Annotated in this window: 12 protein-coding genes and 2 pseudogenes; 9 read left to right on the top strand and 5 right to left on the bottom strand. The window is 44.7% G+C overall.

Annotation, left to right across the window (positions count from 1 at the left end):
• Window positions 1-190: 190 nt before the first annotated feature.
• Window positions 191-358: a hypothetical protein gene (locus tag QT992_RS03625; protein WP_333335150.1), complete on the top strand. Its 168-nt coding sequence runs from the start codon at window positions 191-193 to the stop codon at window positions 356-358.
• Here QT992_RS03625 and QT992_RS03620 read toward each other — a convergent pair.
• The gene (locus QT992_RS03620) at window positions 344-1,621 is read right to left on the bottom strand and encodes a valine--pyruvate transaminase (RefSeq protein WP_333376551.1); all 1,278 of its coding nucleotides are present in this window, start codon (window positions 1,619-1,621) and stop codon (window positions 344-346) included. The two genes, QT992_RS03625 and QT992_RS03620, sit on opposite strands and share 15 nt — an antisense overlap.
• 16 nt (window positions 1,622-1,637) lie before the next feature.
• Here QT992_RS03620 and QT992_RS03615 point away from each other — a divergent pair, with 16 nt between their 5' ends.
• The 6 genes and pseudogenes from QT992_RS03615 (at window position 1,638) to QT992_RS03590 (ending at window position 5,351) form a co-directional block, all read left to right on the top strand.
• Window positions 1,638-1,847, top strand: coding sequence for a hypothetical protein (locus QT992_RS03615; protein ID WP_333316017.1), 210 nt, complete (start codon window positions 1,638-1,640; stop codon window positions 1,845-1,847).
• 363 nt (window positions 1,848-2,210) lie between these two features.
• On the top strand, window positions 2,211-2,348 hold the full coding sequence (locus QT992_RS03610; RefSeq protein WP_333316016.1) for a hypothetical protein: 138 nt from the start codon (window positions 2,211-2,213) through the stop codon (window positions 2,346-2,348).
• A pseudogene (gene tnpA / locus QT992_RS03605) lies at window positions 2,335-2,604 on the top strand (IS200/IS605 family transposase); the annotation flags it as partial. The gene QT992_RS03610 and the pseudogene tnpA, both read left to right, overlap by 14 nt.
• Window positions 2,597-3,865, top strand: coding sequence for a transposase (locus QT992_RS03600; RefSeq protein WP_333335144.1), 1,269 nt, complete (start codon window positions 2,597-2,599; stop codon window positions 3,863-3,865). The pseudogene tnpA and the gene QT992_RS03600, both read left to right, overlap by 8 nt.
• Before the next feature lie 25 nt (window positions 3,866-3,890).
• Window positions 3,891-4,217 (top strand): annotated as a pseudogene (locus QT992_RS03595) (adenylate/guanylate cyclase domain-containing protein); the annotation flags it as partial.
• Window positions 4,218-4,511: 294 nt separating this feature from the next.
• Window positions 4,512-5,351 carry a Tab2/Atab2 family RNA-binding protein gene (locus tag QT992_RS03590; RefSeq protein ID WP_333335141.1) on the top strand — a complete coding sequence of 280 codons (840 nt, stop codon included), beginning with the start codon at window positions 4,512-4,514 and terminating at the stop codon, window positions 5,349-5,351.
• 283 nt (window positions 5,352-5,634) lie between these two features.
• Here QT992_RS03590 and QT992_RS03585 read toward each other — a convergent pair whose 3' ends face one another.
• Complete coding sequence (locus QT992_RS03585; protein WP_333247010.1) at window positions 5,635-5,844, bottom strand: hypothetical protein; 210 nt, start codon at window positions 5,842-5,844, stop codon at window positions 5,635-5,637.
• A gap of 542 nt (window positions 5,845-6,386) precedes the next feature.
• On the opposite strand from QT992_RS03585, the gene QT992_RS03580 reads away from it, so the two are divergent.
• Entirely contained in the window at window positions 6,387-7,259 is an 873-nt protein-coding gene (locus tag QT992_RS03580) for an S-methyl-5'-thioadenosine phosphorylase (protein ID WP_333335137.1), read from the top strand.
• A 279-nt stretch (window positions 7,260-7,538) separates the two neighbouring features.
• Window positions 7,539-9,176, top strand: coding sequence for an FAD-dependent oxidoreductase (locus tag QT992_RS03575; RefSeq protein WP_333335134.1), 1,638 nt, complete (start codon window positions 7,539-7,541; stop codon window positions 9,174-9,176).
• A gap of 252 nt (window positions 9,177-9,428) precedes the next feature.
• Here the strand turns inward: QT992_RS03575 and QT992_RS03570 are convergent, their stop codons facing one another.
• The 3 genes from QT992_RS03570 to QT992_RS03560 form a co-directional block, all read right to left on the bottom strand.
• Complete coding sequence (locus QT992_RS03570; protein WP_333316011.1) at window positions 9,429-10,835, bottom strand: SagB family peptide dehydrogenase; 1,407 nt, start codon at window positions 10,833-10,835, stop codon at window positions 9,429-9,431.
• A gap of 8 nt (window positions 10,836-10,843) precedes the next feature.
• Window positions 10,844-13,087, bottom strand: a complete 2,244-nt coding sequence (locus QT992_RS03565) for a TOMM precursor leader peptide-binding protein (RefSeq protein ID WP_333335130.1) — start codon at window positions 13,085-13,087, stop codon at window positions 10,844-10,846.
• A 366-nt stretch (window positions 13,088-13,453) separates the two neighbouring features.
• Complete coding sequence (locus tag QT992_RS03560) at window positions 13,454-13,780, bottom strand: hypothetical protein (protein ID WP_333322478.1); 327 nt, start codon at window positions 13,778-13,780, stop codon at window positions 13,454-13,456.
• Window positions 13,781-14,145: the final 365 nt, after the last annotated feature.

The raw sequence follows: 14,145 nt of genomic DNA, 5'->3' as shown, positions 1-14,145 counted from the left end.
GCATCTCATATTTGTAAAAACAGTTCTTCTGGCTCCTTCCTTCTTCCTTCTGACTATTTTCTCCTGGCTCCTAACTCGAATTTCTAGCGTGGCTGCTTTCATTGAGATGCTCCCCATTTAAATTGCCTGTTAGAGGCGGGCGAGACGCCCAACCCACAAGAGTTTGATTGTTTTTTCACAGACCATTTAAATGCAGAACATCTTATTACTTTGGCTACGCTTAGCACGAGTCGATCGGGAACAGCATAGCGGAAATATTGGGAATGTCAACTGCCAACTGTCAACTGTCAACTGTCAACTGTCAACTGTCAACTGTCAACTGTCAACTGTCAACTGTCAACTGTCAACTGTCAACTGACTGATAAAGCTTTTCTACCATTTGAGCCAAGCGTTTCATAGCAGTTTCAATCTCATCATTTGTCGCAGTCAAACTGATGCGTATACATTCATGTTTGTGCTGCCAATCTTCGCGCAAACCGGGGAAGAAAGAACTTCCAGGCACGACAATTACGCCGACTTTTTTCAACTCTTGATACAGTTCCCAATCAGTCATTGGCAAATCTTTCAGCCACAACCATGCGAAAATTGCTCCTTCGCCCCGGTGCAAAAACCAGGGCAAATCTTTCGGCATTGCTTGTTCTAGAGTGCTTTCTACGATCGCAAATTTGCTTTGATAGTACGGCCGAATTACGTTGATGGAAATATCCGCAAGAGCGCCGGAAGCAATGGCACGAGTTGCGATCGCCTGTCCGTATCTTGGCGAATGAATGCACATATTGGTCTGAAAACATTCTAATATTTGAATGATTTTTTCATCGCCGATCGCAATTCCGATTCTTTCTCCCGGTAATCCGGCTTTCGACAAACTCATGCAGTGCACGATATTGCCGCCAAAAATCGGCGTCATTTCGGTAAAATTCAAGGACGGGAAGGGAGGGCCGTAGGCGGAATCTACGAACACCGGCACGTCGAAAGCGGCTGCTAAATCGGCAATTTTCTTAACTTCGTCGTCGGTGAGAACGTTGCCGGTGGGGTTGCAGGGACGGGAAAAAATGACGCAACCGGTGGTTTGGTCGATCGACAATTGGCTGAAATCCGGGCGGTATTTGAACCTGTGGGCGGCTGCATCAATATCGAGGGTGGGTTTGCAGGCGACTACCGCTTCGGGAATCAAGCTAACGCCGCCGTAACCCGTGTAGTCTGGGCTCAGCGGTAAAACAATATTTTTAAGCTGCTTGCTGGTAGTGTAGCCGCCGAAAGCGTTGGCTGCGTAGAAGTAAATCGATTGACTTCCGGGAGTAATTAGGATATTGCGATCGGTCAAATTCAGTCCGTAACGCTGGTTAAAATCCGTCCGCACCGCATCAATCAACGGCTGATAACCTTGACTGGAACCGTAGCGACAAACCACCTCGCCGTATTCCGGGCTCGCCAAAAGTTCCGCAGTGCAGTCGCGCCACAACTGCTCGACTTCCGGCAAAATCACCGGGTTTCCGGCGCTCAAATTGATAAACTCCTGCCCGCTGCCGGCTCTGAGAGTTTCAATAATATCTTTCATAATTGCCCGAACTCCCGTGAGGTGGGACATCTGAGCGCCAAATTGAGTCAGGGCAGGGTTCATAGCAAATGCAGCGACAATGATAGAAGTTTACAGTTTACCCATAATAACTCCAGTCGCAGGCGTTAGCCTAGCTTATCTGGGGCATGGGTTGTCGATCGAGCTTCTGATTAATTCAATAAACTCGATCGCACAGCATTTTGTTTTTTCCCCTGTGCGCCCGCCGGAGTATAAGATTCAGGGCATTTGTGGAGCCGGAGCGATCGATCGAACAGTGTTTTTTGCCTAAAAATTAGCGAACGGAACAGCATTATCTAATTCAAGAGTTTGGGTAAGATTTCACACCGCCACGCCCCATCAATTGCCCATACTTGACAGCCGCCAATGGAAACCTCTAAAATTAGCACTATAACCCGATCGCAACATAACTTTCTTGGCTCCGGTTACTGCTCTAATTGCAGGTTTAATCCAGCCTCAATAATCAGATTTGTTGCTAGCTCATTTTCATGATTCGCGGTTTGCTGACAGCGGTGCATTTTATCATCAATCCGACTAAAGGCCAGATAGCTCGTCACCTCGCCCTTTGAGTGGTGTTACATAACAAACACGTAAATTCCAACCCAAATTAACTGCCGTCAAGTTCAACACAACAATGACACACTTTCCACTTATAGAATACGAGCAACTTACCGATCCTAAAGCCAAAGCAGTGTACGAAGAAATCTTGACTGACTTGGGGTTTGGCATCGTCCCCAACCTGTTCAAGTCAATTGTTAGAGGTTGCGACTGAGTTTGGTAGTGAATTAATAGAAATGGAAGTAATGCCAGATCATGTTCATCTCTTGATAGAATGCGACCCTCAATTTGGGATTGCCAAGCTGATTCGGTACATGAAAGGGCGTTCTTCTCGATATCTTCGTCAAGAATTTCCTTGGCTTAAAAGTCGATTGCCAACCCTGTGGACTAATAGCTACTTTATTGCAACTGTTGGCGGTGCGCCTATTTCAGTAATCAAGCAATACATTGAGAATCAAAAAAATGTCTAATTATGGATGCCAGCAAAATCTAATCAGTCCAAGTCGGGAATTGAGAAGCGTTCTGGAGTTTATATGCGAAGAGTCAAACAAATTAGCTAATTGCGGAACTTACTACTCTCGACAACTGTATTTCAAAACTGGAAAGATTCCCGGCAAGTACGACTTGCACAAATTATTCAAAGAAAATATTCACTTCAAAGCACTATATTCCCATGTTGCTCAACAGACGTTGACTGGCGTTGCGGAGTCTTTTAAATCGTACATTGGACTACTTAAGGGAGTTGCCAGTGGCACAGTGACACAACATCCTAAACTGCCAAAATATCGCAAGAACAGCTTGAAACTTGTAACGTATCCAAAGGCAGACGTAAAATTAAAAAATGGCCATTTGAGGTTCCCATTGGGAAGCAAGGTTAAACTATGGTTTGGAATTGGTGAATTTTATTTACCAATTCCATCTAACCTAGACTACAAGGCAATGAGAGAGATTCGCATTTTGCCAAGAAACGGACAATTTTATGTCGAGTTTGTCTACCAACTTCAATCAACCGCCGTTAAACTAGATGCGAGTAAAGCTCTGGGTATCGATCCAGGACTAAATAATTGGTTGACTTGTGTTTCTAATATAGGAACCGGTTTTATCGTAGATGGACGGCATTTAAAGTCATTAAATCAATGGTATAACAAACGGGTTGCAGCGATTAAAGAGTATAGACCTCAAGGCTTTTGGTCTAACAAATTGGCAAAAATTACGGAAAAGCGGAATAGGCGGGTCAGAGATGCCGTTAATAAAGCAGCTAGATTAGTGTTGAATCATTGCCTTGAAAACCAAATAGGTACAGTCGTTTTTGGCTGGAACAAAGGGATGCGTCAAGAAATAAATCTTGGCAGTAAAACGAATCAAAACTTTGTGCAAATTCCTACCGCTCGATTGAAGGATAGGATTTCTCAGCTTTGTGAACAGTACGGTATTCGATTTGTTGAAACCGAAGAAAGTTATACGAGTAAGGCGAGTTTTTTAGATTCAGATGAGCTACCAAAGTTCGGTGAAAAAACTGAAGGGTGGAAAGAATCTGGAAAGCGCGTTAATCGTGGATTGTATCGTTCAAAAGATGGAAGCAAAATTAATGCAGACGGCAATGGCGCTGCGAATATTTTGCGAAAAGTAGCGGCAACTTTAGGGCTATGCCTAAGAGGAGTCAGTAGGGGCGCTTTGATTTCGCCTTTGAAAGTTCGTATCTGGACTCTTCAAGAATCCCCGTCCCTTTAGGGCTGGGGAGTATCAAGCTGTACTTGCTGCCATAGAAATTCGACAGTTCATGGATTTGAGAAAAATACAGAAAGCTCAACAAAATATTCCTTATTGGGATATCCGCATTGGCATTCATTCAGGCCCAATACTTGCTGGGGTAATTGGCAATAAAAAGTTTTCCTATGATGTCTGGGGAGATACAGTTAATACTGCATCTCGGATGGAATCTTCCGGCGTACCTGGAAATATCAATATCTCTCAGGAAACGTTTGAATTAGTTAGAGATTTTTTTGAATGCGAATACCGAGGCAAAATTTATGCTAAAAATAAAGGCGACTTGGATATGTATTTGGTTCACCATCTTAAATAAATTTGGTAAGGGCTAATTGCTAAGGAAAAATGGCTAAGCGAGCCGTTATTCTATTTTAGATTTTGGATTTTAGATTTTAGATTTTAGAAGGGGGAATTACTGATTATTAGCACGGTTTGGATCGCTGGCCTACAGTTGCAGTTTTTTTCACGGGTGTTAGATATTGAAATAACACTCAAGTATGAACTGAGAATATATCGCTCGAAGTTTTTTCTCAGGGGAGCGGTATTGTATCGCAGTGCCCCCAAGCTATATTAAAATTATGGAGTTGTAGATTTTATTTTTAAATTATTTATGCGTATTTGGCAAGCCGATTTTTACCGCCGCCCTCTCCAAGACGAAACTGGCAAACCATTGTGGGAACTCTTAATTTGCGACTCTGAAGGCAGTTTTCAATTTAGCGCTGTTTGTAGCCAGGGGGACGCAAATTCTAATTGGCTAGCCTCGCAGTTGCAGCAGCAAGCTCAAACTCAGAATTTGCCAGATTTGATTGAAGTATTTAGGCCTCAGTCTCTGGGCTTAATCGAAGCTGCGGGCAAAGTTTTGGGTGTCAAGGTGGAAGCGACTCGGCGCACTGCGACTCTGAAATTGTTGCTGCAACAACGCGCCAAAGAATATTCGAGTATGCCTAATTATACAGGTGAAACTTACAGTGCGATCGCCCTTGACTCGCCGCCGCCCGTACCCTTACCCGAAAACCTCTGGGGCGATGGCTGGCGTTTTGCTTCCCTACCCGCCGGCGACATTGAAGATGCTTTCCAAGGGCGTCCCCTGCCAATCTTGGAAATGCCAGAATTGCTGTTACCGCTCAATTTGGGCTTGGCCTCAACAGTACCCGTACCGGGAGTGGTGATTGACGGGGGGCGCCAGTCTATGCGGTTGGCTAGATGGCTTCAGGATGCCAAACCTTTTGCTTTGAATTATATTGCTGGAGAACCCGACGGATTGATATTGGAAGCTGGGTTAGTAGATAGGTGGGTTGTTGCTACTTTTGAAGATAGCGAGGTGAAAGCGGCGGCCCAAATTTACCAACAGCGCAAGCAATTAAGTAAAGGATTACATTTTTTGTTAGTGCAGCCCGATGATAGTGGGATGACTTATACAGGCTTTTGGCTGTTGAATTTTGATCGATAAGATGTAATATCAATTCCGGTTGCACGAGGGAAATGATTGTTGACTGTTGACTGCTAACTGTAGAAGGAGGGGTCGCAAAACTGAATGGTTGAATGTTAACTGTTGACTCGATTTTATTAATTCCGATGCAACCGGAAACGATATAAATAATTTTATTTGTGAGGTTGATAAATCGCGCGCCGAAAAATAGTAAAACAGCGCTCGAACGCAGTTTTAGCAGATACAGACTCAGACACAAATTTTAAAACACCTTCTTGAGCTCGCAAGAGATAGTGCTGCAAATTTACTCTACAACTAAAATCAAGCCGTTTTGGATGCCCTGGCACACTCGGTTGATGTGACACTGGTCTTTTTCGTTCAGACCTTTCTGGGCGAGCATTGCTGATTTCAGCAGTCGTCTGTCAAGGGGGGTAATTTGGCGAAAAGCAAAGATGCGCTGGACGATCGCCTCGATCGAGATTTTGGGGAGGTTAGCAGAGCTGACTGTCATCATAAAAATGGGTAGAAACCCCGTGCTTTGAGCACGGCTTTACATTAATTTAAATCCCTCGCGGGGTGGAGGGGTATGGTTGCCCCTCCGATGAAGTATGGTTGCCTCAAACTCCCATTTCTGGGGTAAAGTTAGCTTCGCCAAGGTTTTCTGAGCTTGCGCCGGCTAGCAGCACTACTTCAGTGACCTTAAAGTTGTTTAACTACTAGCGACAGAGCAGGGGACTAGCTTCGCATTCGCCTGGTGTCGTGACTCAAAAAACGTAGTCAGTTAAGACTGAGGCCCGTCAGGACGGCTTGTTAGATTTCTCTTTCAAGCCTCATGCCGTCAGGGCTGAGGTTCCTGACGCTAAAAATAAGTAACAGAACTGTGTACCTTTATTTTTAAAGATTTTGTGAAGCTACTTTGTGATTAATATCACATGATTTTGGTGACAAAATAGTGTATGTGGGGTGACTGTTGTCACCAAATCTTAAATTATCTTTACGCCAACTTAACGATGGCCCGATAGAATCACTGTGGTAAAACTCAAGCAGAGGGTAAAAATGGCACAAGCAAAAATCGGAATTATCGGCGGCAGCGGTTTGTATAAAATGGAGGCCCTCAAGGATATTGAAGAGGTGAAAATTGATACACCTTTTGGATCGCCATCGGATGCAGCCATTGTGGGAACATTGGACGGTACGCCGGTAGCATTTCTGGCTAGACACGGCCGCAACCACACTTTTTTGCCCTCAGAAGTGCCGTATCGCGCAAATATTTATGCCATGAAGAGTTTGGGAGTTGAGTATTTAATCTCAGCGTCGGCGGTTGGTTCCCTGAAAACAGAGGCGAAACCTTTAGATATGGTAGTGCCGGATCAGTTTATCGATCGCACAAAAAATCGAGTTTCTACTTTTTTTGGAGAAGGAATAGTCGGTCACATCACATTCGGCGATCCGGTTTGCGGCGAATTGGCTAAAGTATTGGCAAGTGCGATCGAATCTTTGAATCTTCCCGACGTTAACCTCCACCGGGGCGGCACCTACGTCTGCATGGAAGGCCCCGCATTTTCCACAAAAGCAGAATCAAACCTTTACCGCAGTTGGGATGCCACAGTCATTGGGATGACAAATTTGCCGGAAGCAAAATTAGCCAGAGAAGCAGAAATTGCCTACGCAACTTTAGCATTAGTCACCGATTATGACTGCTGGCACGAGGATCACGACAGCGTAACAGTAGAAATGGTAATAGCAAATTTGCACCGCAATGCAGAGAATGCTCAAAAAGTCATTCAAGAAACAGTCCGTAGACTAACAGAAAATCCCCCAGTATCTGATGCACATTCAGCTTTGAAATATGCAATTCTGACTCGGCTGGATCAAGTGCCGGCCGCAACTAAGGAGAAAATGGGTTTGTTGTTGCAGAAATATTTGTAGTTGAAAGTGAGGCGTTGCATATTTGCGGGATGATTGTGAATTTTATCAAAGCTGAAAACCCTTATTTTTCTGCGTGGCTATAAGAGTCGTCCCAAAATTATGCAATGCCGTAAAAGCCCTATCAAATTGAGGCGCATTACTATTTGCCAATGACTGATTATATTACGAGGGTTTTTTCTATTTATGTAATTTTAGGCTAAGTTGACGCTAATGGGCTCTTGGAGTGTCCTGACGCCGATCGATAAGTAAATTTTTAGGTGGGAATTTTACTAGGAACTTATGAGTAATAGTGCAGTTAAGCCAAATCAAATGATTGATGTTGCAGTTGTGGGTGGTGGCGTTTCTGGGGCCTACGCTGCTTGGCGGTTAGCATCTCATCACAAATCTTCTAAGATTCGTCTCTATGAATTGAGCGATCGCATTGGTGGCCGGTTACTATCAATGACAATGCCGGGGATGCCTCACATTCAGGCTGAGTTGGGTGGGATGTATGTGACGGAATCTCAGGCTATTGTCTGGGAATTGATTAAGTTGCTGAACCTGAAGACAACGGTTGTTGACTTTAGCAGTCCGGGAGTACGGGCATATGTTCGCGATCGGCATTTGTTGATGAGTGAATTTAACCAACCGGATAAAGTACCTTATAATTTACGGCCTGATGAAGAAGGTAAAAAATATGAGGAATTGTTCGATTTGGCTGTTGGGCGGGCGATTCCAGGGAAACATTTAACTCCTGCTTATTTTGCTTCACAAGAGTGGAAGCGCGATCGCGAAACGCTGACAATTGACGGTCAACACTTGTATGATTTGAGTATTTGGGAAGTGTTGCTGAAGGAAATTAGCAACGAGGCTTACAATCTCTGTTTGGATACGGGCTTTTTCTATTCGGATTTGGGTACTTGGAATGCGGCTAGTGCGATCGCAACCAGTATGTCTCTTCCCTACAGCGATACTTGGTACATGATGGCTGAGGGCTACCAAACATTACCGAAAACCCTCGCGACAGAATTTGAGAGAGAGGGTGGAGAAGTTTGCCTAAATCATCGCTTAAAAACCTTCGATCGCACCTCTGAAGGGCTGATTAGGTTAAATTTTGTCGATCGCGCTGGCCATTCCCTCCCGCCTGTATTCGCGAAACATCTGATTTTGGCAATGCCGAAGCGATCGCTAGAACTGTTGGCCGTAGAAAATCAGCAGAATTTCCTATTTAGCAATTCCACTTTTCAGGATAATATCCAAACCGTTAGCGGCGATCCCGCTTACAAACTTTTCCTCGGCTATCATACTCCTTGGTGGCACGCACTAGATATTCATGGTGGTACTTCAGCTACAGATTTGCCGATGCAAAAGTGTTACTACTTCGGTACAGAAAGCGCACAAGGGGGCGATCCGAACAATCAAAACTCCCTATTATTAAGTGTTTTTTCTGATAATATTGCTGCGGGTTTCTGGCGAACGATGGCCTATAATCCAGATAACCCAGAAAAACGTCCAGCTTTTCGCGGAGAACGAGGCGAAAAACTGGAATTGAGAGCTTTTCTGAAAAGTGATGGTTCTATTACCACAGACCCCTTAGTTCCTTCTCAGGATATGGTACGGACGGCCCAGCAACAACTCAAAGCCCTACACAATTTAGCAGATATTCCAGAACCTTATACCGCCCTTTATATCGACTGGCAAAAAGATCCCTACGGGGGTGGGTGGCACTCTTGGAACCCCCGCTGTCAGCCTTGGGAAGTGATGAAACAGATGCGGCATCCGATTCATGCTGCTAATGTTTATGTCTGTGGCGAAGCCTATTCAAATATGCAAGGATGGGTGCAAGGAGCGTTGAATAGTGCAGAATTAATGTTAGAGGAAAACTTTAACTTGAGTCGGCCTGCATGGTTGCCACCCAGTTATGATTTAGGGTCGTAAAATTCATTTTACTGTTTCCCAGACCGCCAGGGACTTAAGTCCCTGGCTAATAGCTAAAGTCCTCTGAAGAGGACTGAAAAACTCATTCTACCTCGACCATATTTCTTGTGGAACAGGCATCTTGCCTGTTCAAAAATCGCTTTTTTGGAGATGTCTATTAGTCCTCTTTGAGAGGACTTTCGCTTTGAGACAGGGGTTTTAACCCCTGTCGGACTAATGGTTTGACGTTAAGTTGACATCAATGGAAACTAATCACCGACTCCCCAAGATAAACTCTCCCACTGAGGATTCGGCAAAATAATCGCATCCTGCCGCTGCTGCAAATAACTCGGAATTTCCCCCGCCCACCCCCGACGGCGCGAGATTCATTGCTGTTGCCACTAAATACATGGTTTGATACAAAATCCCAACGTGCTTTAATATTAGACTATAGGCCATTGATTCATAGCCCCAAGTTACTCTCGAAAACCGAGAGGATAGCAGAATTAAAATCTGTGGTTCTACCTCTATCTGTACTGACAAACCTGCACTTTTTAGCAATGCTTCTACCTGCTTTGTTTTCCCAGAAATTTTACAAAGTTGGTGTTCTTGGGGTGCATAATAATACAAGCCAGCATCAATATTTTCACAGCGATTGATAGCAGTATAAATCTCTAAATCGTAGCAAGCGCCTCCGGTTGGATAAGGTCTATTGCTGCAATCCATGTTATCTCTGGGGACAATCTCGCGCAATCTCGCGGAACGATAGAGGAATTCTCCCAATTGTTCGACAGTAATCGGCTTTTCTCCCTGTTGCCGAATGGATTTTCTTGATTCTAAAATTGCTGTAAAAGGTCTATCTGTTTGTTTCAAACTGTCTATGTCGGGTTTATAAAGATTAATAATCTCGTTGGATGGTTTGTCTTTGAGCACAGGTGTTGGTTCTATTTGCCCTAAAAATCGAAAGGTTTTACCAATCTGATTGGAATGTCTGCCACCTCGACTGCGGGAGTGAAATAATAAATCGTGAAATTCCCATTGAGTTAGAGTTTCACTTTGTTCTAAGCTGCTATTGTTGTTAACAGATGATAGCACTTCAGTCGCTAACAAAAAGCTGATAAATAATCGGGCCGTGGCTTCAGAAATCCCCGGAATTTGGGTTAAATCCGAGATGGCTTTAGGTTGCGAGAGTTCATTGATTAAAGCTGCACTGCGCCAATCTTCGAGGATAATTTTAGCTTTGGAAAGGGGGGATTCGACAACTAAATGGGATTTTTCTGAGTGGCAATAGGCAAAGCGTGAAAGTTGATAGTTATTATCAGTAATTGTCTCTGATAATAGCCATTTATAGGGTGTGGCTATGGGGACGGCTGTAGCGATCGCACTGCCGTCTATTTCTAAGGTATGGTAAACTAAACCCAGGATGACAAATTGTTCTAGGTAGTAGTAGAATTTAGCGAGGGCGGAACTGCCATCGGTAGCAACTACCACTTGAGTTAGGGCTGTTTCGGTTGCGCCTGCGGCAGAAAGAATTTTAATCGCGGCGACAATTCCGGGGGAGAGTTTGTTGAGGTTAAAGTCGATGTAGGGGGCTTTTAAGATTAAGCCTTTTTCGGTATCCTCAATTAGAGAAATCTCTGGCTTAAAAGTTAGGATAATTTGGGGGATGGTTTCACTCATAATTAACATTAAAAGAATATCGGAAATGGGTTGATTTGGTGTTCAGGGATTGGTGCATCTAGCCAGCCTAATTTCACGGGAATGTCATAAAGTCGCCCTGCTGCTAAGCGCTTCCAAAAGTGCCGCATTCCTGGTACTATAACTTTGACGACATTTAAGCCAATGTCGGGCCGGGTTTGATCTAAAACAAAGGTTTCTAAGCCTAATGTTTCAGCTATTTTTACGCAATTTTCAACGTCGGCTTTCAAATCATCGCTGGCTAAGGGGGGATAGTCAGATAGTAATTTTAAAGGTTGGGAAGTATGGGGCGTTAAATAAGATTTATTTTCTAGGGTGGCGGTTTTGTACCACTTAACGCTGAGACCGTCGGAAACGCCGTAATTTGTGCTACCATCGCTGTTAAAGGTTAATACTGCGGGTAAAGATTGATTGACTTCTGTTAAGGCGCGAGACAGGGCAATTTTGGGGTCAAAATGTGCGCCAAAACCAAAAATAATGTCTTCGATTTCTCTGTCGATGCGGTGAGAAAGGGCGGCAAAAACGGGGATGTTAAAATCGCTGGTGAGGTCTAAAACCCACAGAGTGCGGTCTATACTTTGATAATAGTTTCTGAGTTCTTGAATGTAGGAATCGTTAAAGCTATCTAAATCAACGGCGGGGACTTTAAGCCGATTGTACCACCACAAGGCAACGCTATCTCGCTCGACTAATTCCATAAAGCCTTGCAAAATTGCCTCTTCTTTGGTACTGCCGGCGGCGCTACCGTTGGAGTCTGCCCAACAGTCGGGTTTTTCGGGTTTGGGATAGCCGTAATAACAGTAAGCTGTGGGTAAATATTTGACTCGTTGATGAGTTAATGACCAAATTGGTGTCCAGTCAATTTCTCGGCTGGTATCGAAGGGTTCGGGGACTCTTTGAAAGAAGTTTTTACAGGTTTTATTCCAGTCGTGGCGAGTGCTATATTGCGCTTCACTAAATCCCATGCAATCATTGGGGTGAATGGCGGTTTCTCCCATTGTTTGATAGCTGCCTTTTTTTCGGATTTCGTCGCCTTGAAATACGCCGGAATATCTCTCAATGGCTTCTCCCAAGGCGCTGGCTTTGGCTTGTTCGTCGGTTTTGCCTTTGCCGGCACTTCTTCCCCGCAAGTTTTCTTTGAGGAAGTACAAATCATCGAACATGGTAGCGAAATTGTGGCCGGCTAAGTAGTTTGGTGTTAAAACATTGGTTGTTTGGGGAACTTTGAGTAAACCGCGCACAACTCCGGTTATGGGACTGATTTGGCTGTCAAATTTTTGCAGGGTTTCGGTTGGGGAAAAGCCGCGATGGCCGCCGTCGGCGGTAAAGGTTTTTTTCTGGCTTTGGAGGATAAAGGGCTGAATTTCTGACGGCGGAGGTGCACCGCATTCGGGGCATTGCGGGCGTTTGGTTATGGTGTGGTTGGTGGTTTTGAGGGTTTTGGTGTCAAAGGTAATTATGGTATTTTCTAAGGTTTTATTGTTGCCTTGGACAATCCATTTGGCTAGTTCTGTGGCGGCTAAATTTAAGCTTATTTGTAGGGTGGAAGGTAGGTAAGATGGGGGATTTAATAAGGGTGTTGAGTAGTTTTTTTGACGCTGGATGAAGCTTTGAGTGGGGCGATTTGCTCTCAGGCGTTGGGCGAGACATTCCCAGCAGGCGGTGGTTTCGGGGTGGAAAATTGGGCCAACCCAAATTGTGGAACTTGTAGGTTTTATCAGTAGCCAAGGGCTGCCAGTTTGGAGGGCTTTTTGGTTGAATTCGCCCAGTTCTGGTTGCAGGTAATCGTCGGCTACGATCAGGGTGATATCTGCGGTGGTTGAGACTTGCATGCCGAGGGTTTCTAGGGCGCTAATGCAAGCTTCTGCTGGGATTTGGCTGTAGGAAATGACGGCTACTTTCAGGGATTGTAAGCGGGATGTGGCTTGTTGGGGGGAGATGTTTAAAAGGGTGTAGAAGGCGGCGGTTTCTTCGGAGAGGGAGGTGTCGTTTTCGATCAGGTGGCCTTGTTTTTCGAGCAGGGCTAGGGTATAGTAAATTTCTGGCGGTGAGGCTTGACCTCGCAGTTGGTTGACGATTTCGTCGGCGGTGTTGTTACCGTTAATTAAGGGGGTTAATAGTTCGTAAAGGTGGCCTGAGAGGACGAAGGAATCTGACTCGGAGATCAGGAATACTCCGACTGATTTGATGATTTCGACTGTGAAGCAATTTTTAAACTTTGGTTGGTTGAGCATCCTGAATGGTGTTTAATATAATTTGTGAATTGATTTTAGTATAGAGTTAAGCGAGTAATATTAAAGCCGGGGCGGGTTTAGTGACTTTCTAGTTTTCTTTGTAGATATTTGGTGAACCCGCCCCTACAGGAACTATGGTCGATCAACTGGATACGATCTGATATCATTTCCGTTTGATTCGGCCTTATATCATAATAATTTTTGTAGGGGCGGGTTCGCCGAGATATTTGATAATTATTAACAAATATTGTTTTGGCAACCCCGGATAAGTCAACTCTCCTCAAGGGGCCCCGCTGTGACTAGAGCCAAGCGGGGCCGACAAACTGGCAAGCTACGGGTTTCGGCCTCCGGCAAGCTAAAGGGACTTTAGCTACACTTAGGAGCCGAACCAGGGGCTATCTCTGCCCGCTGCTCCAGCCAAGTGCTAATCTGTGGATCTGTCAGATCATCGGGTTTGGGAGGCAGGGGTAGGACATAAATCACCGTCTCCCCTGAAGTACCTTGAAGGAGGGGAACGGCATCGGGACTCTGATTGATGCGGACTTCTACGAAGTCTTCAATTAATCCAGCCTCCCGGAGGGTAGCGGTGGGCCGTGTGAGCAAGTTGTTGTACAGTTCAGGCTCTAACCATGACTGAGCAATGAACCGAGATATTGCGGCTTCAGCGCTTTTCCAATCCTGCGGAAATGCCATAATTTTCTCCGGGTTCCCTTTGGTGGGAAATATAGATTTTGCTGTTATTCTATAACAGATGAGTTTTCTACAGTCTAGATCGGCAACTATTGACGGCGGCCGGGCTGATTGTATTATGTTAAATGTTGTAGGGGCGGGTTCACCAACAATATTTTGTTAAGATCGATTATCTCATAAACCCGCCCCCACCCAACGACAAATCTCCCGATCGCTTCATGTCATATCCTATCCGATGAATTGACCATCATAATATTCCGGCCGGGGCGGGTTTATCAGATGGTTGATTTTCACCAAATATTGTTGGTGAACCCGCCCCTACAGCTTTTCTATCGTCGTGCAAAATATGAATCTTTACGGATTTTCTT

Origin of the sequence: Microcoleus sp. T3_D1, from assembly GCF_036700405.1 — a bacterium.
Classification (GTDB): domain Bacteria; phylum Cyanobacteriota; class Cyanobacteriia; order Cyanobacteriales; family Microcoleaceae; genus Microcoleus.
The sequence above is the reverse complement of the archived record's forward strand: the minus strand, read 5'-3'. Positions and strand labels throughout refer to the sequence as shown.

What these genes read in the sequence shown, in the direction of transcription:
- QT992_RS03625 (WP_333335150.1), top strand. Translation starts at nt 191, where the DNA reads ATGCAGAACATCTTATTACTTTGGCTACGCTTAGCACGAGTCGATCGG.
- QT992_RS03620 (WP_333376551.1), bottom strand. Translation starts at nt 1,621, where the DNA reads ATGAACCCTGCCCTGACTCAATTTGGCGCTCAGATGTCCCACCTCACG.
- QT992_RS03615 (WP_333316017.1), top strand. Translation starts at nt 1,638, where the DNA reads ATGATAGAAGTTTACAGTTTACCCATAATAACTCCAGTCGCAGGCGTT.
- QT992_RS03610 (WP_333316016.1), top strand. Translation starts at nt 2,211, where the DNA reads ATGACACACTTTCCACTTATAGAATACGAGCAACTTACCGATCCTAAA.
- QT992_RS03600 (WP_333335144.1), top strand. Translation starts at nt 2,597, where the DNA reads ATGTCTAATTATGGATGCCAGCAAAATCTAATCAGTCCAAGTCGGGAA.
- QT992_RS03590 (WP_333335141.1), top strand. Translation starts at nt 4,512, where the DNA reads ATGCGTATTTGGCAAGCCGATTTTTACCGCCGCCCTCTCCAAGACGAA.
- QT992_RS03585 (WP_333247010.1), bottom strand. Translation starts at nt 5,844, where the DNA reads ATGATGACAGTCAGCTCTGCTAACCTCCCCAAAATCTCGATCGAGGCG.
- QT992_RS03580 (WP_333335137.1), top strand. Translation starts at nt 6,387, where the DNA reads ATGGCACAAGCAAAAATCGGAATTATCGGCGGCAGCGGTTTGTATAAA.
- QT992_RS03575 (WP_333335134.1), top strand. Translation starts at nt 7,539, where the DNA reads ATGAGTAATAGTGCAGTTAAGCCAAATCAAATGATTGATGTTGCAGTT.
- QT992_RS03570 (WP_333316011.1), bottom strand. Translation starts at nt 10,835, where the DNA reads ATGAGTGAAACCATCCCCCAAATTATCCTAACTTTTAAGCCAGAGATT.
- QT992_RS03565 (WP_333335130.1), bottom strand. Translation starts at nt 13,087, where the DNA reads ATGCTCAACCAACCAAAGTTTAAAAATTGCTTCACAGTCGAAATCATC.
- QT992_RS03560 (WP_333322478.1), bottom strand. Translation starts at nt 13,780, where the DNA reads ATGGCATTTCCGCAGGATTGGAAAAGCGCTGAAGCCGCAATATCTCGG.